The sequence below is a fragment of the Xylophilus sp. GW821-FHT01B05 genome (assembly GCA_038961845.1).
In the GTDB taxonomy this organism is placed as follows: Bacteria; Pseudomonadota; Gammaproteobacteria; order Burkholderiales; family Burkholderiaceae_C; genus Xylophilus.
The window spans coordinates 1,883,329-1,902,578 of the sequence record CP152408.1; the positions used below are offsets into that span (position 1 = coordinate 1,883,329).

Annotated in this window: 18 protein-coding genes and 1 pseudogene; 6 read left to right on the forward strand and 13 right to left on the reverse strand. The window is 65.2% G+C overall.

The window, feature by feature from the left end; translation table 11 throughout:
* Nucleotides 1-4: 4 nt before the first annotated feature.
* Nucleotides 5-919 carry a LysR family transcriptional regulator gene (locus AAFF27_08845; GenBank protein ID XAH25283.1) on the reverse strand — a complete coding sequence of 305 codons (915 nt, stop codon included), beginning with the start codon at nucleotides 917-919 and terminating at the stop codon, nucleotides 5-7.
* A 253-nt stretch (nucleotides 920-1,172) separates the two neighbouring features.
* Between AAFF27_08845 and AAFF27_08850 the strand changes: the two genes are divergently transcribed.
* The 3 genes from AAFF27_08850 (at nucleotide 1,173) to AAFF27_08860 (ending at nucleotide 4,499) form a co-directional block, all read left to right on the forward strand.
* Entirely contained in the window at nucleotides 1,173-2,153 is a 981-nt protein-coding gene (locus tag AAFF27_08850; GenBank protein XAH25284.1) for a hydroxymethylglutaryl-CoA lyase, read from the forward strand.
* Entirely contained in the window at nucleotides 2,150-3,376 is a 1,227-nt protein-coding gene (locus AAFF27_08855; GenBank protein ID XAH25285.1) for a CoA transferase, read from the forward strand. The genes AAFF27_08850 and AAFF27_08855 overlap by 4 nt, the downstream gene beginning before the upstream one ends.
* Nucleotides 3,377-3,512: 136 nt before the next feature.
* Complete coding sequence (locus AAFF27_08860) at nucleotides 3,513-4,499, forward strand: tripartite tricarboxylate transporter substrate binding protein (GenBank protein XAH25286.1); 987 nt, start codon at nucleotides 3,513-3,515, stop codon at nucleotides 4,497-4,499.
* A 245-nt stretch (nucleotides 4,500-4,744) separates the two neighbouring features.
* Here the strand turns inward: AAFF27_08860 and AAFF27_08865 are convergent, their stop codons facing one another.
* The 5 genes from AAFF27_08865 to AAFF27_08885 all read right to left on the reverse strand — a co-directional run bounded on the left by AAFF27_08865 (nucleotide 4,745) and on the right by AAFF27_08885 (nucleotide 7,541).
* Complete coding sequence (locus tag AAFF27_08865; protein XAH25287.1) at nucleotides 4,745-5,695, reverse strand: IS5 family transposase; 951 nt, start codon at nucleotides 5,693-5,695, stop codon at nucleotides 4,745-4,747.
* Entirely contained in the window at nucleotides 5,692-6,117 is a 426-nt protein-coding gene (locus AAFF27_08870) for a hypothetical protein (protein ID XAH25288.1), read from the reverse strand. Before AAFF27_08870 ends, AAFF27_08865 begins: the two co-directional genes overlap by 4 nt.
* Before the next feature lie 69 nt (nucleotides 6,118-6,186).
* Nucleotides 6,187-6,615: a hypothetical protein gene (locus tag AAFF27_08875; protein XAH25289.1), complete on the reverse strand. Its 429-nt coding sequence runs from the start codon at nucleotides 6,613-6,615 to the stop codon at nucleotides 6,187-6,189.
* 61 nt (nucleotides 6,616-6,676) lie between these two features.
* Nucleotides 6,677-7,138, reverse strand: coding sequence for a GNAT family N-acetyltransferase (locus tag AAFF27_08880; protein XAH25290.1), 462 nt, complete (start codon nucleotides 7,136-7,138; stop codon nucleotides 6,677-6,679).
* Between the two features lie 37 nt (nucleotides 7,139-7,175).
* Nucleotides 7,176-7,541 carry a hypothetical protein gene (locus tag AAFF27_08885; protein ID XAH25291.1) on the reverse strand — a complete coding sequence of 122 codons (366 nt, stop codon included), beginning with the start codon at nucleotides 7,539-7,541 and terminating at the stop codon, nucleotides 7,176-7,178.
* Between the two features lie 348 nt (nucleotides 7,542-7,889).
* On the opposite strand from AAFF27_08885, the pseudogene AAFF27_08890 reads away from it, so the two are divergent.
* Nucleotides 7,890-8,126, forward strand: a pseudogene (locus AAFF27_08890) (transposase).
* A 233-nt stretch (nucleotides 8,127-8,359) separates the two neighbouring features.
* Here the strand turns inward: AAFF27_08890 and AAFF27_08895 are convergent.
* Nucleotides 8,360-9,262 (reverse strand): IPTL-CTERM sorting domain-containing protein, encoded by a 903-nt coding sequence (locus tag AAFF27_08895; GenBank protein ID XAH25292.1) that lies wholly within the window; start codon nucleotides 9,260-9,262, stop codon nucleotides 8,360-8,362.
* Nucleotides 9,263-9,553: 291 nt separating this feature from the next.
* On the opposite strand from AAFF27_08895, the gene phhA reads away from it, so the two are divergent.
* Entirely contained in the window at nucleotides 9,554-10,450 is an 897-nt protein-coding gene (phhA, locus tag AAFF27_08900; protein ID XAH25293.1) for a phenylalanine 4-monooxygenase, read from the forward strand.
* A gap of 47 nt (nucleotides 10,451-10,497) precedes the next feature.
* Here the strand turns inward: phhA and AAFF27_08905 are convergent, their stop codons facing one another.
* The 5 genes from AAFF27_08905 to AAFF27_08925 are packed head-to-tail and all read right to left on the reverse strand — an operon-like array spanning nucleotide 10,498 to nucleotide 15,724.
* Nucleotides 10,498-11,451, reverse strand: coding sequence for a ribokinase (locus AAFF27_08905; GenBank protein XAH25294.1), 954 nt, complete (start codon nucleotides 11,449-11,451; stop codon nucleotides 10,498-10,500).
* Nucleotides 11,451-12,410 (reverse strand): dihydrodipicolinate synthase family protein, encoded by a 960-nt coding sequence (locus tag AAFF27_08910; protein ID XAH25295.1) that lies wholly within the window; start codon nucleotides 12,408-12,410, stop codon nucleotides 11,451-11,453. The genes AAFF27_08905 and AAFF27_08910 overlap by 1 nt, the downstream gene beginning before the upstream one ends.
* 34 nt (nucleotides 12,411-12,444) lie before the next feature.
* Nucleotides 12,445-13,254 (reverse strand): SDR family oxidoreductase, encoded by an 810-nt coding sequence (locus tag AAFF27_08915; protein XAH25296.1) that lies wholly within the window; start codon nucleotides 13,252-13,254, stop codon nucleotides 12,445-12,447.
* Entirely contained in the window at nucleotides 13,244-14,251 is a 1,008-nt protein-coding gene (locus AAFF27_08920) for a TRAP transporter substrate-binding protein (protein ID XAH25297.1), read from the reverse strand. The genes AAFF27_08915 and AAFF27_08920 overlap by 11 nt, the downstream gene beginning before the upstream one ends.
* A 48-nt stretch (nucleotides 14,252-14,299) precedes the next feature.
* On the reverse strand, nucleotides 14,300-15,724 hold the full coding sequence (locus tag AAFF27_08925) for an FAD-binding oxidoreductase (GenBank protein ID XAH25298.1): 1,425 nt from the start codon (nucleotides 15,722-15,724) through the stop codon (nucleotides 14,300-14,302).
* 159 nt (nucleotides 15,725-15,883) lie between these two features.
* On the opposite strand from AAFF27_08925, the gene AAFF27_08930 reads away from it, so the two are divergent.
* Complete coding sequence (locus AAFF27_08930) at nucleotides 15,884-16,585, forward strand: GntR family transcriptional regulator (protein XAH25299.1); 702 nt, start codon at nucleotides 15,884-15,886, stop codon at nucleotides 16,583-16,585.
* Between the two features lie 95 nt (nucleotides 16,586-16,680).
* Here AAFF27_08930 and rpoD read toward each other — a convergent pair whose 3' ends face one another.
* A complete protein-coding gene (rpoD, locus tag AAFF27_08935) occupies nucleotides 16,681-19,068 on the reverse strand; it encodes an RNA polymerase sigma factor RpoD (GenBank protein ID XAH25300.1) in 2,388 nt (795 codons plus the stop codon).
* Between the last annotated feature and the right edge of the window lie 182 nt (nucleotides 19,069-19,250).

A 19,250-nucleotide genomic window follows, 5' to 3' on the forward strand; every position in this document is an offset into this window, starting at 1 on the left:
CGCGCTATCTCGAAGGTGCGCCTTCGACGACTGATTCCAGATGCGCCAACAGCAGCGCCGCCGCCGGCGGCAGCGTCTGCAAATCCCTGAAGCAGATCGCAAAGCGCCGGCTGGCCCAGTCGTCGGTCAGCGGCACTACGCGCAGGCCGTAGGTGGAGGCATAGGGTTCGGCCACCTCCACCGGCACGATGCTGATCGCCAGCTTGGCGCGCACCACGCGCAGCGCGGCGTCAAAGTTGGACACCAGCATGCGGTGCACCAGCGGCCGCCCGGCGATGGCGGCGGCGCGCTGCAGCACCACTTGCACGGCACTCAGCGCCGGCATGCCGACAAACTCGTAGTCCAGCGCCTCGGCAAAAAACAGGCGCTCGCGCTGCGCCACCGGGTGGCCCGGGTAGGTGACGATGGCCAGGTGGTCGCGGCGGTAGCTGCGCGCCTGCAGGCCTTGCAGGTCGGCCGCGTCCCAGCAGATGCCAAGCGATGCGCTGCCCTCGCGGATGCCGCGCACCACGCCCGGGCTGACCTGTTCTTCCATGTGGACCTGGATGTCGCGGTGTGCTGGTAGCTGCAAAAAGGCGGCCACGTCATCGGCCAGGGATTCGGCCAGCACCGATGCGGTGGCCAGCACCCGCACCTGGCCGCGCACTCCCGTGGCATAGGCGGCCATGTCGCGCTCGATGCGGTCCATGCCGGCCAGCATGGCGCGGGTGTGCTCCAGCAGGGTTTCGCCCGCCGGCGTGGGCACCACGCCACGCCGCTTGCGCAGCAGCAGCGGCGTGCCCACGCTGTGCTCCAGCTGCGCCAGCCGCTTGCTGATGGCCGAGCCGGCAATGCGCTGCTGCTCGCCGGCGCGGGCGATATTGCCGGTTTCGCATACCGCCGCAAAAAGCCGCAGGCTGGTCAGGTCCAGATCACGCATGTATATCGCTCGCCCCCAGGCTTGCCCACTGCGTGTGGCCGCCAACCCCCTGCCGGGGGCAACACCAGTGGCCCGGCAAAGCCGGTTCCACGGTGTTCCTGGTGCGGATTGCGCAGGTCCGGGCGCTGTGGGCTTGGAGAATGTTGTGGATGTTTAGGTGTTCCGGATTGGAATCCTAAACCTTCCGAGATTGATTTTCTGAATCCATCGGGAATACCTAAACTGGTGTCCGTTCCCACGGAGACAACAAGACATGAGCCTGCCTTCCAGCGCCCCCGCCGCGCGCCCGCGCCGCGCCATCCTGCGGGAGGTCGGCCTGCGCGACGGCCTGCAAAGCATTGCCCGCGTGGTGCCGACCGCGCACAAGATCGCCTGGCTGCACGACGCTTACGCGGCCGGCCTGCGCGAGATCGAGGTGGGCTCCTTCGTCCCCGCGCGCCTGTTGCCGCAACTGGCCGATACCGCCGCCATCCTGGCCGAGGCCCAGACGCTGCCCGGCCTGTTTGCCTCGGTGCTGGTGCCCAACCTGAAGGGGGCAGAGCTGGCCATTGCCCAGGGTGCCGACGCCATCGTCGTGCCGCTGTCGGCCAGCCATGCCCACAGCCTGGCCAACCTGCGCAAGACGCCGGACGAGGTGATTGCCGAGGTTGGCCGCATCCGCGCCGCGCGCGACGCTGCGGGCTCCAAAACCCTGATCGATGGCGGCATCGGTACCGCCTTTGGCTGCACGCTGCAAGGCGAGGTGGCGCCGGCCGAGGTGCTGCGCTGCCTGCAAGGCCTGCTCGACGCCGGCGCCGACCGCGTGAGCCTGGCCGACACCGTGGGCTATGCCAACCCCGGCGCCGTGCGCGACCTGTTCGAAGCGGCGCGCCGCATCGCGGGCGAGCGGCTCTGGTGCGCGCACTTCCACGACACGCGCGGCATGGGGCTGGCCAATGCCTATGCGGCGCTGGAGGTGGGTGTGCAGCGCTTCGACGCCTGCCTGGCCGGCATCGGCGGCTGCCCGCATGCGCCCGGCGCCAGCGGCAACGTCAACACCGAAGACCTGGCCTTCATGCTGGAGAGCATGGGCGTGGCCACCGGCCTGGACCTGCCCGCGCTGCTGGCGCTGCGCCAGCGCATCGCTGGCTGGCTGGAGGGCGAAACATTGCAGGGCACACTCTGGCGCGCCGGCTTCCCCAAGACCTTTCTGCCGGCCTCCCACTCTCTGACTGAACCTGCTACCTGCGCATGACCACCACCACTGCTGCCGCCGCCCCTTCCGCCTCCCCGCACCGCTTGCCGCTGGAGGGCATACGCGTCGTCGAATTCACCCACATGGTCATGGGCCCGACCTGCGGCATGGTGCTGGCTGACATGGGGGCAGAGGTCATCAAGGTCGAGCCCATAGACGGCGACCGCACCCGCCACCTGCTGGGCGCGGGCGCGGGCTTCTTCCCCATGTTCAACCGCAACAAGAAAAGCATTGCGCTGGACCTGCGCACCCCCGGCGGGCTGGAGGTGGCGCACCGTTTGTGCGGCACGGCCGACGTGGTGGCCGAGAACTTCAAGCCCGGCACCATGGCCAAGTACGGGCTGGATTACGCCGCCCTGAGCCAGGTCAACCCGCGTGTGGTCTACGTCAGCCACAAGGGCTTTTTGCCCGGCCCGTATGAGCACCGCACCGCATTGGATGAGGTGGTGCAGATGATGGGCGGCTTGGCCTACATGACAGGCCGCCCCGGCGACCCGCTGCGCGCGGGCACCAGCGTGAACGACATCATGGGCGGCATGTTCGGCGCCATCGGCGCCTTGGGCGCGCTGATGCAGCGCATGACGACCGGCGCAGGGCAAGAGGTGCAGTCCGCGCTGTTCGAGAACAACGTGTTTCTGGTGGGCCAGCACATGCTGCAGTACGCCATCACCGGCCAGGCGGCCGCGCCCATGCCGGATCGCATCTCGGCCTGGGCCGTGTATGACGTGTTCACGGTGAAAGACGGTGGCCAGATATTTCTGGCGGCGGTGAGCGACGCGCAATGGGCCATCTTCTGCGACGCCTTTGGCTTTGCCGACTTGAAGGCCGACCCGGCGCTGGCCACCAACAACCTGCGAGTGCACGCACGTGCCACCTTGCTGCCCACGCTGCGGGCGCGGTTGGCGGCGTTCACGGTAGAAGAACTATCCGCCACCTTCGAGGCGCGCGGCCTGCCGTTTGCGCCCATCGCCCGGCCAGAAGAGCTGTTTGACGACCCGCACCTGCGCGCCACCGGCGGCCTGGCCGACATCCGCCTGCCCGACGGCGAGCGCGCCGGCGAAACCGCCCGGGCCGCGCTGCTGCCCTTCAACATGGCCGGCCAGCGCCTGGGCGTGCGCCTGCAGCCGCCCACGCTGGGCGAGCACACGCAAGAGCTGCTGGCCGGACTGGGCTATGACGCCGCAGGCATCGCCGCGCTGCACGGGAGCGCTGCCGCGGCGTGATCCGGCTTTGTGTCCAAAGATGAAAACCCGTTCGCCTTGAGCCTGTCGAAGGAAGCCTGCAGAAGGGCTTCGACAAGCTCAGCCCGAACGGGATCTGGTACGCCGCTTTCCCCATAACGATGACGAGACAAACACCATGCGCACCTTCTTCACTCCCACCCTGGGCCGCCGCGCCTTCGCCACCCTGGCTGCCAGCGCGCTGACGGCGCCCGCTAGCGTGCTGGCGCAGCTTGGCGACAAACCGCTGCGGGTCATCATGCCGCTGTCGGCGGGCTCGGGCGCTGATGGCGCCATGCGCGCCATCAGCAACAGCGTGTCCAAGGCGCTGGGCCAGCCGGTGGTGATAGAGAACCTGCCCGGCGCCGGCGGCATCACCGGCACCGCGCAGATCGTGCGCGCGGCCAAGGACGGGCAGACCATAGGCATCGTCTCCAACAACCACGTGGTGAACCCCAGCGTCTACAAGTCCATACCGTTCGACGCCATTGCCGACATCACGCCCATCACCGTGATTGGCGCCACGCCCTTCGTGCTGGTGGCCAACCCCTCGCTGTCGGCCAAGAATGTGCAAGAGCTGATCGCGCTGGCCAAGGCCAAACCCGGCGTACTCAACTACGGTTCATCCGGCAACGGCACCATCCTGCATTTGGGCGCAGAGATGTTCGTGAGCGAGGCCCAGGTCGAGATCAAGCACATACCCTACCGCGGCATGGGCCCGCTGATGAATGACGTGCTGGGCGGCCAGGTACAGCTCGCCGTGGTGGCCGTGGCACCGGCCGCGCCGCACATCAAATCCGGTGCGCTGCGGGCGCTGGGCGTCACCACCACCACCCGCGTGTCCTCGCTGCCCGATGTGCCCACCATTGCCGAGCAGGGCCTGCCGCACTACGCCCTGGAAGGCTGGATCGCCGCCATCGGCCCGGCCGGCCTGTCGCAGGCCGAGGTCACGCGCCTGTACGAAGGCTTCAAGGCCGCCGTGGCCATGCCCGAGGCGCGCGACGCGCTGATCGCCCAGGGCTACACCATCAAGGCCACGCCGCCCGAGGCCACTGCGGCCTTCTTCCGCAGCGAGCTGGCGCGCATGGCGCAGGTGGTGAAGAACGCGAATGTGAAGATGGATTGAGCGGGGTTTGCGGCGGCCTCAGGCCGCGCTTCTGCGCTCGCGCCGGACTATCCGCCCATGCAAGAGAAGCAAGGGATGTCCTGCAAAACACGATTTGCAATGTGACATCCCCTACGCGTGATCTCAATCGTGGATTCCAGGGGCGCATGCCCCTCTCAGAAGGGTCTGCCGCCTGCTTTCCGGTGCATCCAGGGCCTTTTTGACCCTCCCCCGCACCACACAGGCGCACCGATCCCCTCAATCCTTCACCCCATCAGCCGGTAGCGCGCCATCCACAGGTTGGACAGGGCGAACAGCGTGTGCAACTGCTGCGTGTTTTTCTTCAGCCCCCGGTAGCGCACCTTGGTGTAGGCGAACTGGCGCTTGATGACCCGGAACGGGTGTTCCACCTTGGCGCGGATGCCGGCCTTGAGCTTTTCGAGCTGGTGGACCAGTACATCGGATACCTTGTCTTTGCTCAGCTTCTTGCGCTTGCCTGGCTTCATGGCGATGTGCCAGGTGACGCTGTCCTTGGCATCCGGGCGCTTGCCGATCCCCTGGTAGCCAGCGTCCCCGAAGGCGTCTGTTTCCTGTCCGTGCAGCAGGCTGTTGCCTTCGGTGACGTCGCCCACGTGGCCGGAGCTGCCGCGCACGGTGTGGACCAGGCCAGAGTCTGCATCTACCCCGATGTGGGCCTTCATACCGAAGTGCCACTGATTTCCCTTCTTGCTCGAGTGCATCTCGGGGTCGCGTGCTTTGTCTTTGTTCTTGGTGGAGCTGGGGGCTGGGATCAGCGTGGCGTCGACGGCCGTGCCTTCCTTGAGCAACAGGCCTTTGCTCTCCAGCAGGGTGTTGACGGTGATCAGGATCTGTTCGGCCAGCTTGTGGCGCTCCAGCCGGTGGCGAAAGCGCAGGATGGTGCTTTCATCGGGCAGGCGACCATGGGCGTCCAGGCCCGCGAACTCTCGGTACAGGGGGATATCGAAGAGGGCCTCTTCCATCGCCTGGTCCGACAGGCTGAACCATTGCTGGATGAAGTGCAGCCGCAGCATGGTCTCCAAGGCAAAGGGCGGGCGGCCTGTGCGTCCTTCGCTGTAGTACGGGGCGATGAGATCGACCAAGGACGCCCACGGCACCACCTGGTCCATCTCCTGCAGGAACACCTGCTTGCGGGTCTTCTTCGTGCTCAGGTTCAGGTCCAGGCCGGCTTGCTTCATGGGCGCCGAGCATGCCTGAACAAACGGGCGCATCCAGATGCGCGGGGGAGTTTTGCAGGATGTCCCAAGATCACGTCGATGAATATGACGATGAGCGACTTGACGACCGACTGAAGGTTGTCGCGGCGCTCGCTTGAGAGTGCCCTGTCGTACGCTGCCTCACGCTGCTTCGTCAGCGCTGCTTCATTCGGACGTTCCTTGGGCGTGTCATCGGTGCCCCGGCGAGAGGGGGCAGGGCCGCTGTGCACATTCCAGAACGCGTCGTTCGTTTGGTACTGCGCATAGGTGAACGATGACATCGTGAAGCTGGGGCTGGCAATCCCGACCAGTCCATAAGCCGCAAGGCCGAAGGCGATCGCGAAGCAGATCACCGTCACAAAACAGACGAGGAGCGCGTAGATCTCAAGAGCGGTTTTTTTCATGGCTAGTCCGGGGTGACTCAAGGTTTGATGGAGGCGGCCAGCCTTGGGTGGGGCCGCTCGATGAAAAACTCAGGCGCCCACGCGCCAGAACCTGAACCGCGCCTGCCGCGCAACGCACCAGCATGCCGCAATGGCCAGCAGCACGCCCGTGACCGCCTCGAAGCCTATGGTCAGGTTCATGGCAAGGCTGTGCTCTGAACACAGCGCCAGCGCGTAGTGGCCCAGCCCATCAAGACCGAATGCGCCATAGGCGGCAAGGGATGCGGCGGCAGCCATGCGCCAACCTACTGCGGCGAGGGCGATGCCAACGACTCCGAAGCCGCTAATCGCCAGCCACACAAGGTAGACCTGCTCTCTCGTGAGCCAGCCCGGCATGTTGGGGTAGAACGCGATGTATTCGGCGTTGTGGGCGAAGTGAATCAGGCTGGCAATGCAGTACAGCGCTGCAAGTGCCCACAGGCCTTTGGGCAGATGCGGTGAGATGGGCGAGGGGTTCATTTCTGGCGTCCAGGATCGCAAGGCAATTGCGGCGCGGCTGCTGGCAGGAGGCGTGCGCCCCTCATACGTCATGCCCGTAGATGATGAACCCCGCATGCTTGGCCACCTTGTCGTAAAGCATGCGGCCAGCAGCGTTCGTCTCGTGGGTTTGCCAATAGACCCGCTTGATTCCTGCCGCCTTTGCTGCCTGGTACACGCCCTCGATCAGCGATCGACCAACTCCACGGCCCCGTGCATCGGGCGCGGTGAACAGGTCTTGCAAATAGCAGGTGAGCTCGATCCGCGTGGTGCTGCGGTGGAACAGGTAGTGCGTGAGCCCTAGCAACTGGCCATCTGACTCGGCCACCAGCGCGAAGACGGGTTCATTCGGGTCGAAGAAGCGCGTCCATGTTGCCGCTGTGATCTCTGCTGCCAAGGCGGTATCGCCCTCGCGGCCATAAAAGGCGTTGTAGCCATCCCAGAGCGGTTGCCAGGCATGGAGGTCAGTTGGCTGGATGGGGCGTATTACTACAGGGCTGGGCATGGTGATTGGAGCTTGTGGTTTTGGCTTGGGCCGGATATCAGGATAGACGTTTTCTTAATGCCAAAAGTTGCCCGCAATGGCCGCCCACGACGGCTAGTGAAATAAACATTATGTAGAAGCCTATTGGGAATCCATAGTTAACCAAGGACAACAGGAGCATGGGTATACCGGATAAAAGGATTCCATAAAATGCGCCATTCTTTCTTGCTACATATCCTGCAGAAAAAGATGGGCAGAAAAGCATAAGGACTGCGAACAAGGAATAAATATCTATCCCAAGTCTCCCCTGGCTTTTGAGTGGCAGGAGCGCAAAGAAAAACTGCGATAACGCAAGGCAGGCAATAAAAGTGACAGCTGCTACCGATAAGCCGATGATCAGGGGCTGCAAGAAACGGAACCACATGGTTGGTGCATCCTTGTGTTTTTGTTAAGCGATCATTTTGCCAAAAGCTTCATAGGTATTGGCGTTTTGTTTGAAGTGAGCAATGGCTTACGAAGAGTCGATGGATAGGCTAATACGGTTTGCACAAGCTACAGGAAATTCCCGGAGCATTGCCGTCCAGGAAAATCAAATGTGGGCCGACCGCAGGTCCTGAACCCGGTGCCGCATAACAGGCTGCTGAAATACCTCCGCGTTGTTCCAAGCAGGCCCCGGTGGGGCCGTATGCTGACATCTATTCCTTGAGCGATCCAAAGTCCACACCATGCGCGGAGCCGACACCTTCACCGAAAGCCTGTTCACCCTGCGCAAGCGGGGCGTCGCTCGGCGGTGCCGGACACGATTGCCGCCAGTGCGGGGTATGCCATCTCGGCGCAGAAGAGAAAACTCATCGAGCAAGGCTTTGGCTGGGCCAAGACGGTGGGACGCATTCGCCAAGTCATGGTGCGTGGACTCCAGCGCGTGGATCAGATTTTTGTGCTGACGATGGCCGCCTACAACCTCACACGCATGCGCAGGCTGGGACAAATCCGCCTGCAAACAGCGTGAGAGATGAAAAGCGCGGGGAAACGGGCTCAAAACGATGAAATCAGCCTCGAAGAGAGCCAGGAGTTCACGATGCGAAAGGGCGAGATGACAATTCAAACAGCCCGAGCGATGCGCCACGCATTCGCGTTGGGTATTTCAGCAGCCTGGTAAGCGTTGGAAGCGCCAGTTGAGCGTTCGAGAAGGCGAAAAAAAGCCCGCTCACAGCGGGCTCGAAAAATCAAAAGAACGGGCGATCAACTGCGCTTTCGAGCGTACACAGCACCGAACATCGCCATCAGCAAAGACAAGATGATCAGGCCCCATTCGCTGAGCGTAGGAATACTGTTGTTCGACGCGGTTACAGGCGGCGGGGCGTTGGTGCCTGCCAAGGCATTGCCCGTGTAAGTGCCCGGCGTACTGGCGACGAAGAAGTTCGGGGGAACCGCTTGATCGCCCCAGTTGTAAGTGGCAAAGCTGACACGGTAGGTGCCGGTTGTGGCGATATTGAAGGTAGTCGTCAGCCAAGGTGTAACTCCCATGGCCGGATCGTAGTTATAAGCCACGTAGGTATTTGGCGATGGCCCGGTCGTGTCACCCGGGCCACCTGCCCGGGCCAGCGACTCAATGTATTGCATGCCGCTTCCGGAAATAGAAAACAGGGCACCGTCGTTGAAGCCGGGATCGGTGACATTCAGAGCCCATGCAAAAGAATACGTCCCGGCGTTCAAAGTCATGGTCTGCGACAAAACCGAGAAGTTGGTGACGCTGCCGGAAAAATTCGGGTTGTGATTGAGAAGCGCATCTACGGTTCCGCTGGTTAGTGCAAGCGCAGCGTCTGCGGCAGCAGCACCATTCACAGTGCTGGACACTGGCACCAGCCGGTACATGCCAGAGCCGCTTGGCGCTTGCAGTGTGAACGGCGTGCCCTTACTCGTCGTCGTGAACGGCGTCGTCTGGTAAGTCACGTTCGCCCCTGTGCCTGTCCAGCCGGTGGAGAAGTCGAACGTTGTCTGCGCATAGGCTGCCCAAGGAAGCGCGCCGAGCGCGGCCAAGCACAAGGAAATAAGACCGATCGCGCGAGACCGTCCGCGCGCCGCTCGCATCTGGGTAGGTGTACCCGCTGGCAACATTGGGGGAGAGCAGGAACTGATATTCATAAAATTTCCCATATTGGATGGGTCGGACTGGGCTACAGCAGTCGCTCCTTAAAAATCGCGGGGCCAATGTATGCGATTTTTCGGGTTGATACAGCTGCTAACTGCTCGGGGAATGCCTGTTAAAGGCCGTGCACTCCCGAATGGACGACCATTCTTGCGCTTTCGCTACTTCACCAACTGTCTTGGCGCAGCAAACCTGCGCTGACATAGCCTCGGTTGCCACAACTTGCACCCAACCTGCCTCCCCACGCGACTAGAGTGGCACCACACAACGCCACACAGGAATGCCGCATGGCCGCCACATTGGAGACAACCCCCGCCGCATTGCACGGCGCCGCCGCTGGCGAGGCCGGTCGGCCCGAGCGGGCGGACTGGACCATCGACCAGGGCTGGGCGCGCTACACGCCGCAGGAGCACGCCACGTGGCGCACGCTGTTCGAGCGGCAGAGCGGGCTGCTGCCGGGCCGGGCCTGCGAGGCGTTTGTCGAGGGCATGCGCACGCTGCCCATCGGGGCGGACCAGATTCCCAACTTCGAGCAGTTGAGCGAAGTGCTGATGCGCCACACCGGCTGGCAAATCGTGGCGGTGCCCGGGCTGGTGCCCGACGAGGTGTTCTTCGACCACCTGGCCAACCGCCGCTTCCCCGCAGGCCAGTTCATCCGCACGCCGCAGCAGCTGGATTACCTGGAAGAGCCCGACGTCTTCCACGACGTGTTCGGCCATGTGCCGATGCTGATGAACCCGGTGATCGCCGACTTTGTGCAGGCCTATGGCCAGGGCGGGCGGCGCGCGCAGCAACTGGGCGTGTTGCCGCAATTGGCGCGGGTCTACTGGTACACGGTGGAATTTGGGCTGGTGCAGCAGGCCGATGGGCTGCGCATTTATGGCTCGGGCATTGCGTCGTCCTATACCGAGAGCGTGTTTGCGCTGGACGATGCCTCGCCCAACCGCATTGGCTTTGAGCTGGAGCGGGTCATGCGCACGCGCTACCGCATCGACGACTTTCAAGAGAGCTACTTTGTGCTGGACCGGCTGGAGGATTTGCTGGAGCTGGCCAAGATCGACTTTGGCCCGCTCTACGCGCGCATTGCGGGCCAGCCTGAATACGAGCCGGGCGACGTGGTGGCGGGCGACGTGGTGCTTACGCGTGGCACCGGGCGCTACCACGCCGGGCGCCGTCGTTTGTAGCGAGTGCTATGTAAATGGTAGCTAGTAGCCCAGGCTGCACCTGGGCTTCAGGCACTTTTCTTCAAAATTCCCAGTTCCTGCTCCAGCAAGGCCAGCACCTCCGCACGCTGCGGCATGCCGGCGATGGCGCCGTGCCCGCGCACCGACAGCGCACCCGCCGCATTGGCGTGGCGCACGGCTTCGGCCAGGGCGTCGCCGCGCGCCAGCGCTGCGGCCAGGGCGCCGGTGAAGGTGTCGCCCGCGCCTATGGTGTCGGCCACCGTCACTGCGTGGCCGGCGATGTGCAGCGGCGCTTGGCCGGGGCGGTACAGCACGCAGCCTGATGCGCCCAGCGTGACCACGATGGCGCCGGCGCCGCGTGCCTGCAGCGCGCGGGCCGCAGCGTCGTGGTTGGCGGCGTTGCCGGCCAGCGCATGCAGCTCTGTTTCGTTGGGCGTGAGCACGTCGGCCAGCGCCAGCAGCGCGTCGGGCAGGGCGCGTGCCGGCGCCGGGTTGAAGACGGTCAGCGCGCCCGCCGCACGCGCAATGCGAAAGGCCTCCAGCGTGCAGTCCAGCGGCACCTCGCACGAGGCCATCACCACCTTGCAGCCAGCCAGCGCACCCGCCGCCGCCGTGGCGTGCGTGGCGCGCAGCCCATCGGTGGCGCCGGGGAACACGGCAATGCTGTTGTCGCCGCCTTCATAGACCAGGATCTGCGCGACGCCGGTGCGCTCGCCCGGCACGCAGGCCACGTGTTGCGTGGCAATGCCTTCGCGCGCCCACAGTGCCTGGCCCATGCGGCCAAATTCGTCGTCGCCGATACGCGCGATCAATGCCACGCGTGCCCCCTGGCGCGCGCAGGCCACGGCTGCGTTCGATCCCTTGCCGCCCGGGCCGATGTCGAAGCCAGTGGCCCGCAGCGTCTCGCCGCGCGCCAGCAGCCGTGGCACGTGGGCCACCAGGTCGGCGTTCCAGCTGGCGACGCAGACCACGTCGGGTGGGCTCAGGGCGGCGGCGTGCATCAGTCTTGCCCGGGGCGTATGCCGAAGGCGTCGATCTGTGCCACCAGCCGCGTGTACTCAGCATCCTCCAACGCCACCAGCGGCGGCCGCACGCGGCGCCAGCCGGCGTGGCCAGTGGTGTGGGCCATGATGCCCTTGAAGGCGGCGGTCATGCCATAGCCGCCCAGGATCGCCAGAAAGGCCTGCACCCGCTGCAGGTCGGCCGCAGCGCCGGGCGATGCATGCGCGCCCACCAGCCGCTGCACCAGGCGCGGCAGCACGTTGGCAATGCCACTGACCGCGCCCTGGCTGCCGCGCGCGCCCAGCGTCTGCAGGTCGGGCTCGTTGCCAACGTAGACCATCACATGCGGCATGAAGGCATCGGCCAGCGCCAGCGAATGCGCGCGGTCGCAGCCGCTGTCCTTGATGCCGACGATGGTCTGCGGGTAGCGCGCCTTCAGCGCACGGATCACCGCATGGCTCAGGCCCACGCCCGCCACCTGGGGGATGTGGTACAGGTAAATGCGCAGTCGCGGGTCGGCCACGGCATCGATCACCCGGCGGTAGGCGTCGATCACGCCCTGGTCGGGCACGCCCTTCAGGAAGAAGGGCGGCAGCATCAGGCAGCCATGCGCGCCGATGGCCAGCGCATGGCGCGTGAGCGCCAGCACATCCGGCAGCGCAGCGCAGCTGGTCGAGATAAGGATGCTGTGCGCCGGCACGCCGTGCGCCACCAAGCCATCGATGGCGGCAATGCGCTCGGCCACGCTGAAAGACGGCCCCTCGCCGGTGGTGCCAAAGGGCGTCACGCCCTGGCAGCCCGCGTGCAGCAAGGCCAGCACATGGCGCGCCAGCTCGGGCACGTCGATGGCCAGGGTCTCGGTCAGCGGCGTGAGCAGGGCCGGCCAGATGCCATGGAAGGGCGCGGTCACAGGGTGGGACAGGTCGGCGGACAGGATGGGTTGGGGCAGGGCAGACACGGCAGGGCTTTGTGAAAAAGAAAGGGGATGGGGATCAGGGCAATGCGGGCTTGCGCTGCAGCGCCTCGCCGGCGACATAGGTGCGGTTCCACACGGGCGAGATCACCAGCTCGTTGACGCAGACATGCGGCGGCAGCTCTGCGATGAAGCGGATGGTGCGGCCCATGTCGGCCTCTTGCAGCATGCGGGCCTTGTCGGCGGCGCTGGGCTCGACCGGGCGTTTCTTCAGGATCGGCGTGGCGACTTCGCCTGGGCACAGCGCGGTGGCGCGCAGGCCGTTCACGCATTCCTCGATGTTGAAGGAATGCGTAAGCGCCATCAGCCCCGCCTTGCTGGCGGTGTAGGCCGGGCCGGTCATGTACTCGTAGTGCCAGCCGGCAAAAGAGGCCACGTTGATGACCGTGCCCACGCGCCGCGCGCGCATGCCCTTGAGCACCGCCAGCGTGCAGTAGGTGGCGCCGTGCAGGTTCACACCCAGCACCTCGCCAAAGGTAGCGGCATCGGTCTCGCCCCAGTAGCGCTTGCTGAAGTTGATGCCGGCGCTGTTGACCAGGATGTCGACGCGGCCGTGTGCGGCCTCGATCGCGGCGGCCACGCGCGCGACCGCAGCGGCGTCGGCCACGTCCAGCGGCGCGGTGCTGATGGCGCCGGCCGGTGCGCCGCCGGCCTCGGCCTGCAGCCGGGCGGCTTCGAGCTTGGCCGGGTCGCGGCCAGAGATGACGACGCGGCAGCCGGCCTGCGCCAGCGCCGTGGCGCCGGCCAGCCCTATGCCGCTGCCGCCGCCCGTGACCCAGGCGACCTGGCCCGCGAGTACCGTGGTGGGGGATGTGTGTTCAGTTGCCACGGATGCGCTTCAGTTCGTTCGACACCAGCGTGATCGCCTCTTCGCCAATGGCCTTGGCATGGCGCTCGTAGATGACCTTGGTGCGCTCGCGGATGCGTTGCATCTCTGCCGGGCTGATTTCATTCACGGCCATGCCGTAGCCGCGCAGCTTGTCTACGCTGCGCGCCTCCATCTCGCGGTTGGCGCGGCGCTGCTCCTCGCGGGCCAGCACGGCGCAGTCTTTAAGCGCGGCATGCTCCTGCGGCGACATGGTGTCCCACAGCTTTTTAGAGAACAGCACCAGCGTCGGGCTGTAGGCATGCTTGGTCAGCGTGAGGTACTTCTGCACCTCGTAGAACTTCATGTTCTCGATGTTGGAGAGCGGGTTTTCTTCGCCGTCTACCGTCTTGGTCTCGAGCGCGGAATAGACCTCGCTGAAAGCCATGGGCACGGCATTGCTGCCCAGGGTCTTGAAGGTGTCGATGAAGATGTTGTTCTGCATCACGCGCATCTTCACGCCCTCGAAATCTTCGGTGCGGGTGATCGGGCGCTTGGAGTTGGTGGTGTGCCGAAAGCCGTTCTCCCACCAGGCCAGGTTGACCAGGCCCACGGCCGGCAGCTTGTCCGAGAACCATTCGCCGGCCTTGCCGTCCAGCAGTTGGTCGGCCTCTTGCGCGGTGTTGAACAGAAAGGGCAGGTCGAACACGCCCAGCGCCGGCACGATGGCCACCACCGGCGCGGTAGAGGTGATGACCATCTCCAGCGAGCCGCTGCGCACGCTCTGGGTAGACGTCAAATCACTGCCCAGCGCACCGTCCCAGTAGGCCTGAATCTTCAGCTTGCCGCCGGATTTCTCCAGCGTGCAGGCGCCCATCTTGGCCAGGCCATTGCCCATGGGGTGCTCTTTGCTCACGCCGTTGGAGACGCGGATGGTGCGCTCCTTGAACTGCGCATGGGCGGCGCCGGCCGCGAGTAATGCGGCCAGCGCCAGTGTGGCGATGCGGGGTGTGCGGGTCATGTCATGTCTCCTTTTTTTGGATGGGAACTCAACTGCAGCAAAACCAATTCAGATGGCCACCACTTTTCCTGGGTTGAGCAGGCCGGCTGGGTCCAATGCGCGCTTGAGTGTCTGCATCAACGCAATCTCTTCTGCCGTGCGCGAATGGCCCAACCAGGCGCGCTTGACCGTGCCTATGCCGTGCTCGGCAGACACCGAGCCCGCGCATTCCTGCACCAGCCCGTAGATCACCGCGTCCATCGCGGCCTTGGGCTGGGCGTTGATCGGCAGGCCGGGCACCCAGGCGATCAGGTGCAGGTTGCCGTCGCCGATGTGGCCGTAGTACACGCTCTCGCAGCCCGGGATTTGCGCTGCCAGCGCGGCCTTGCAGCGGCTGACATATTCCTCCATGCGCGACACCGGCAGGCCCACGTCGTAGGCCACGTGGGGGCCGAGCGCGATGTTGAATTCAGCACAGGCATCGCGCAGCGCCCAGAAGCCCTGCGTGTCGGCCACCGACTGCGCCACCGCGGCATCGGCCAGCAGGCCTTGCTCCAGCAGGTGCTCCAGCCACTGCTGGAAGCGCGGCGGGTCGCCCACCGGGTCGGCGCCCTGCGCCTCCACCAGCACGTAGTAGCGGTGGCCGCCGGCCACCGGCGAGCGCACGCCCATGCGGCCGGTCACCACCTCCCAGTAGTCGGGCCACATCACCTCAAAGGCCGACAGCAGCGGGCCCAGGCCGCTGCGCGCCGCGCCCAGCAGGCCCAGCAACTGGTCGAAATCGTCCACCGCGCACAGGGCGGCCATGCTGCAGGCCGGCTTGGGGTGCAGCCGCAGCACGGCGCGGGTGATGATGCCCAGCGTGCCTTCGCTGCCAATGAACAAGTGCTTCAGGTCATAGCCGGCGTTGTTCTTCAGCATCTTGTTCAGGCTGGTCAGCACCGTGCCATCGGGCAGCACTACTTCCAGGCCCAGCACCAGCTCGCGCGCCATGCCGTAGCGGATCACGCGGTTGCCGCCCGCATTGGTAGACAGGTTGCCGCCGATCGAGCACGAGCCGCGTGCGCCCAGGTCCAGCGCAAAGAAGAAGCCGGCGGCATCGGCCGCCCGCTGCACCGCCTCCAGCGGCGTGCCGGCCCAGACCGTGAGCGTGGCGCTGGCCGGGTCGATTTCTTCCACGCCCACCATGCGCTCCAGCGACAAGGCTACCCAGCCGGCCTCTGGCCGCGCGCCAGCGCACAGGCCGGTCAGGCCGCCCTGCGCCACCATGGGCAGGCCGGCATGGGTGCAACTGCGCACCGCGTCTGACAGCTCTTGCGCATCGCGCGGCCGCACCACCGCCAGTGGCGGCTGCGGCGGCTGCGGCCCCCAGTCGTTGCCGTTGCGGGCCGGGATATCGGCGCCCAGCAGCACGGCCGTCGGGCCCAGGCGCTGTTGCAGGTCCAGCAAGGCCACGACGGCCGGAAGGTTGGGAGCAGGGAAGGGCGGTTTCATGCGCAGTGGTCAGGAAGTTGCGCCTATTAAGCTTGTATGTAAGGCACTAAGGTACTGGTATATTCCCTGAAAACAGTCCGCAGCCCAGGCAAGCGGGCCTTTGGCTTTCTGGCAAACTTTTGCACCACTCCCGGCTGCCACCTTCGCTGATCGACCCCTGTGCCCCCTACTTCCAAGCGCTTCCAGATCAGTCAGCCCCAATCACTCGCCACCTTGGTGGCGCAGCGCCTGCGCGAGGCCATCGTCAGTGGTGAGTTCGGGCTGGGTGAGCTGATGGCCGAGGAAACCCTGGCCGAATCCTTCGGCGTCAGCCGCACGCCGGTGCGCGAGGCGCTGAACCAGCTGCAGCGCCTGGGGCTGGTGGTGATCATTCCGCAGCGCGGCACCTATGTGTTCGAGCCGAGCGAGGGCGACATCGCCGCCATCTGCGAATTCCGCTGCGTGGTCGAGCCGCGCGCCGCGCAACTGGCCCACCGCAACGCGCAGGCCGCCACCGAGGCAGCGCTGGACCAGGCGCTGGGCGAGATGCGCCTGGCCACCGAGGCGCGCGATGCGGTGCGCTACGGCCGCGCCGACACGCGCCTGCACGAGGCCTTCTTCGAGCACTGCGGCAACCCCTACCTGCAGGCGGCCTACGACACCGCCGCCGCCAAGATAGCGGTGCTGCGCACCCACCTCTCCGCGCCTGGCGACATCCTGCACCCGCAGGGCTTGCAGCAGCACCAGCAGATGCGCGCGCTGTTCAGCGCCGGTGACTTCAGCGCCTTCGAGGCGCTGATGTGCGCCCACGTTACCGGCACGCGCGACAACTACGTCAAGAGCCTGCAGGCGCGGGCGCTGCCCGAAGCCGCCGGCAGCTGAACACCGCGCTCACAAAAAAATAGCGCCTGGTCCTTGTGCAACAAGGGCTCCAGGCGCTTTTTATGCCCAAAGACTGGGCATGGGCGGCAGCAGGCTTACAGCGTGTCGATGAAGCTGCGCAGCTTGTCCGAGCGGCTCGGGTGCTTCAGCTTGCGCAGCGCCTTGGCTTCGATCTGGCGGATGCGTTCACGCGTCACGTCAAACTGCTTGCCGACTTCTTCCAGCGTGTGGTCGGTCGACATCTCGATACCGAAGCGCATGCGCAGCACCTTGGCTTCGCGCGGCGTGAGGCCGTCCAGGATGTCCTTGACCACGTCGCGCAGGCCGGCCTGCATGGCGGCTTCGATAGGCGCGGTGTTGGCGCCGTCCTCGATGAAGTCGCCCAGGTGGCTGTCGTCGTCGTCGCCGATCGGCGTTTCCATGGAGATCGGCTCTTTGGCGATCTTCATGATCTTGCGGATCTTGTCCTCGGGGATCTCCATCTTCTCGGCCAGGATCGAGGCGTCGGGCTCGAAGCCGAACTCCTGCAGATGCTGCCGGCTGATGCGGTTCATCTTGTTGATGGTTTCGATCATGTGCACCGGGATACGGATGGTGCGCGCCTGGTCGGCGATCGAGCGCGTGATGGCCTGGCGGATCCACCACGTGGCGTAGGTCGAGAACTTGTAGCCGCGGCGGTATTCGAACTTGTCCACCGCCTTCATCAGGCCGATGTTGCCTTCCTGGATCAGGTCCAGGAACTGCAGGCCGCGGTTGGTGTACTTCTTGGCAATGGAGATCACTAGGCGCAGGTTGGCCTCGATCATTTCCTTCTTGGCGTTGCGCGACGCGGCCTCGCCCTCGTTCATGCGCTTGTTGATCGCCTTCAGCTCAGGCAGCGGCACGACCACGCGCGACTGCAGGTCCATCAGGCGCTGCTGCAGCTCTTGGACCGGCGGGATGTTGCGCGCCATGATCGTGCTCCAGGGCTTGCCGGCGGCGGCCTGCTTCTCGACCCACTTGAGGTTGAGCAGGTTGGGCGGGAAGTCCTTGACGAAGGTCTCTTGTGGCATGCCGCACTTGTCCACGATGATGCGGCGCAGCTCGCGCTCTTTCTTGCGCACGTCGTCCACCTGCCCGCGCACCAGGTCGCACAGCTTCTCGATGGTCTTGGCGGTGAAGCGGACGGTCATCAGCTGTTCGCTGAGTGCCTGCTGGGCCTTGGTGTAGGCCGGCGTGCCGTAGCCTTCCTTGTCGTAGATCTTGTGGATCTTCTCGAACAGCTCGCGCAGCTTGTCGAAGCGGGTGAGTGCTTCGCGCTTGAGTTCTTCGAGCTTCTTGGTCAGCGCCTTGGAGCCACCCTTGCCGTCGTCGTCGTCTTCTTCGTCGAACTCGTCGAAGTCTTCTTCGGCCACGTAATCGTCGGCCTCGTTCGGGTTGGAGAAGCCGTCCACGATGGTGGAGATGACGACCTTGCCCTCGCGGATTTCCTCGCCCATGGCCAGGATGGCGGCGATGGTCGCGGGCGATGCAGAGATCGCCTCCATCATGGCCTGCAGGCCGCCTTCGATGCGCTTGGCGATTTCGATTTCGCCTTCGCGCGTGAGCAGCTCGACCGTGCCCATTTCACGCATGTACATGCGCACCGGGTCGGTCGTGCGGCCGAATTCGCTGTCCACGGTGGACAGGGCGGCTTCGGCTTCTTCTTCGGCTTCTTCGACGGTGGCGGCCGTGGGCGTCACGTTGTTCTGGAACAGGGTCTCGGCGTCAGGCGTTTGCTCGTACACCGCCACGCCCATGTCGTTCAACATGGTGACCACGACTTCCATGGTCTCGGCATCCACCAGCTTGTCGGGCAAGTGGTCGGAGATTTCGACCTGGGTCAGGTAGCCGCGCGTCTTGCCCAGCGTGATCAGGGTCTTCAGGCGCGAGCGGCGCTTGGCCATGTCTTCTTCGGACAGGACGGTTTCGTCCAGGCCGAATTCCTTCATCAAGGCGCGTTCCTTCGCCTTGCTGATCTTCATGCGCAGCGGCTTGACCTTCTCGGCGGGAGCAGCGGCGGCTCCGGCGGGGTCGGCGACCGCGGGTTCTTCCTCGAACTCGGCTTCGATGTCGGACAGGTCGGTGTCGTCACCATCCTCGGAGCCAGCCTTGGCCTTGGGCTTGCGGCCGGGCTTGGCAGCAGCGGTCTTGACGGCAGTGGCGGTGCCGGCGGCCTTGGGCGGGCGGCCAGCCTTCTTCTTGGGGGCTTCGTCGCCGCTGGCTGCGGCTGCGGCCTTGCTTGCCTTGGCGGCGTTCTTCAGCAATTCATCGGCGGCGGCGAGGAGTTTCGAGGTCGTGGACTTGGATACGGTCACTGGCTTGGCTTTCTTGGCCGCAGCGGTGGAGGCGCGTGGGGCTGCGGACTTGGCAGCGGTGGCTTTCGCCTTGCCGGCTGCGGGTTTTGTAACAGTCTTGGCGGGAGCGGCGGGCTTGACAGACTTCGCGGGCTTTTGAGAAGGCATGAGGACCTCGGAATCAAAGACGAACACAAAGGAAATGCAAGGCGCCACGTATCCCGGCGCGGGTGAGCGGGCAGTGGCAGGGCCGACTGCTTTACTTCAGGTGAGGAGTAATCCTCGGACGGCAAGATGTCTGGGCGATCATTTGGAGTGCAGCCCTTGCGGTGGGGGGCCGGTTGTGCGCG

Bases quoted from the DNA above. Each gene is read 5' to 3' on its own strand.
- AAFF27_08870 (XAH25288.1), bottom strand. From the start codon at position 6,117: ATGAAAAAAACCGCTCTTGAGATCTACGCGCTCCTCGTCTGTTTTGTG.
- AAFF27_08925 (XAH25298.1), bottom strand. From the start codon at position 15,724: ATGAAACCGCCCTTCCCTGCTCCCAACCTTCCGGCCGTCGTGGCCTTG.
- AAFF27_08880 (XAH25290.1), bottom strand. From the start codon at position 7,138: ATGCCCAGCCCTGTAGTAATACGCCCCATCCAGCCAACTGACCTCCAT.
- AAFF27_08885 (XAH25291.1), bottom strand. From the start codon at position 7,541: ATGTGGTTCCGTTTCTTGCAGCCCCTGATCATCGGCTTATCGGTAGCA.
- AAFF27_08905 (XAH25294.1), bottom strand. From the start codon at position 11,451: ATGCACGCCGCCGCCCTGAGCCCACCCGACGTGGTCTGCGTCGCCAGC.
- AAFF27_08845 (XAH25283.1), bottom strand. From the start codon at position 919: ATGCGTGATCTGGACCTGACCAGCCTGCGGCTTTTTGCGGCGGTATGC.
- AAFF27_08860 (XAH25286.1), top strand. From the start codon at position 3,513: ATGCGCACCTTCTTCACTCCCACCCTGGGCCGCCGCGCCTTCGCCACC.
- AAFF27_08875 (XAH25289.1), bottom strand. From the start codon at position 6,615: ATGAACCCCTCGCCCATCTCACCGCATCTGCCCAAAGGCCTGTGGGCA.
- AAFF27_08855 (XAH25285.1), top strand. From the start codon at position 2,150: ATGACCACCACCACTGCTGCCGCCGCCCCTTCCGCCTCCCCGCACCGC.
- AAFF27_08920 (XAH25297.1), bottom strand. From the start codon at position 14,251: ATGACCCGCACACCCCGCATCGCCACACTGGCGCTGGCCGCATTACTC.
- phhA (XAH25293.1), top strand. From the start codon at position 9,554: ATGGCCGCCACATTGGAGACAACCCCCGCCGCATTGCACGGCGCCGCC.
- AAFF27_08895 (XAH25292.1), bottom strand. From the start codon at position 9,262: ATGAATATCAGTTCCTGCTCTCCCCCAATGTTGCCAGCGGGTACACCT.
- rpoD (XAH25300.1), bottom strand. From the start codon at position 19,068: ATGCCTTCTCAAAAGCCCGCGAAGTCTGTCAAGCCCGCCGCTCCCGCC.
- AAFF27_08865 (XAH25287.1), bottom strand. From the start codon at position 5,695: ATGAAGCAAGCCGGCCTGGACCTGAACCTGAGCACGAAGAAGACCCGC.
- AAFF27_08850 (XAH25284.1), top strand. From the start codon at position 1,173: ATGAGCCTGCCTTCCAGCGCCCCCGCCGCGCGCCCGCGCCGCGCCATC.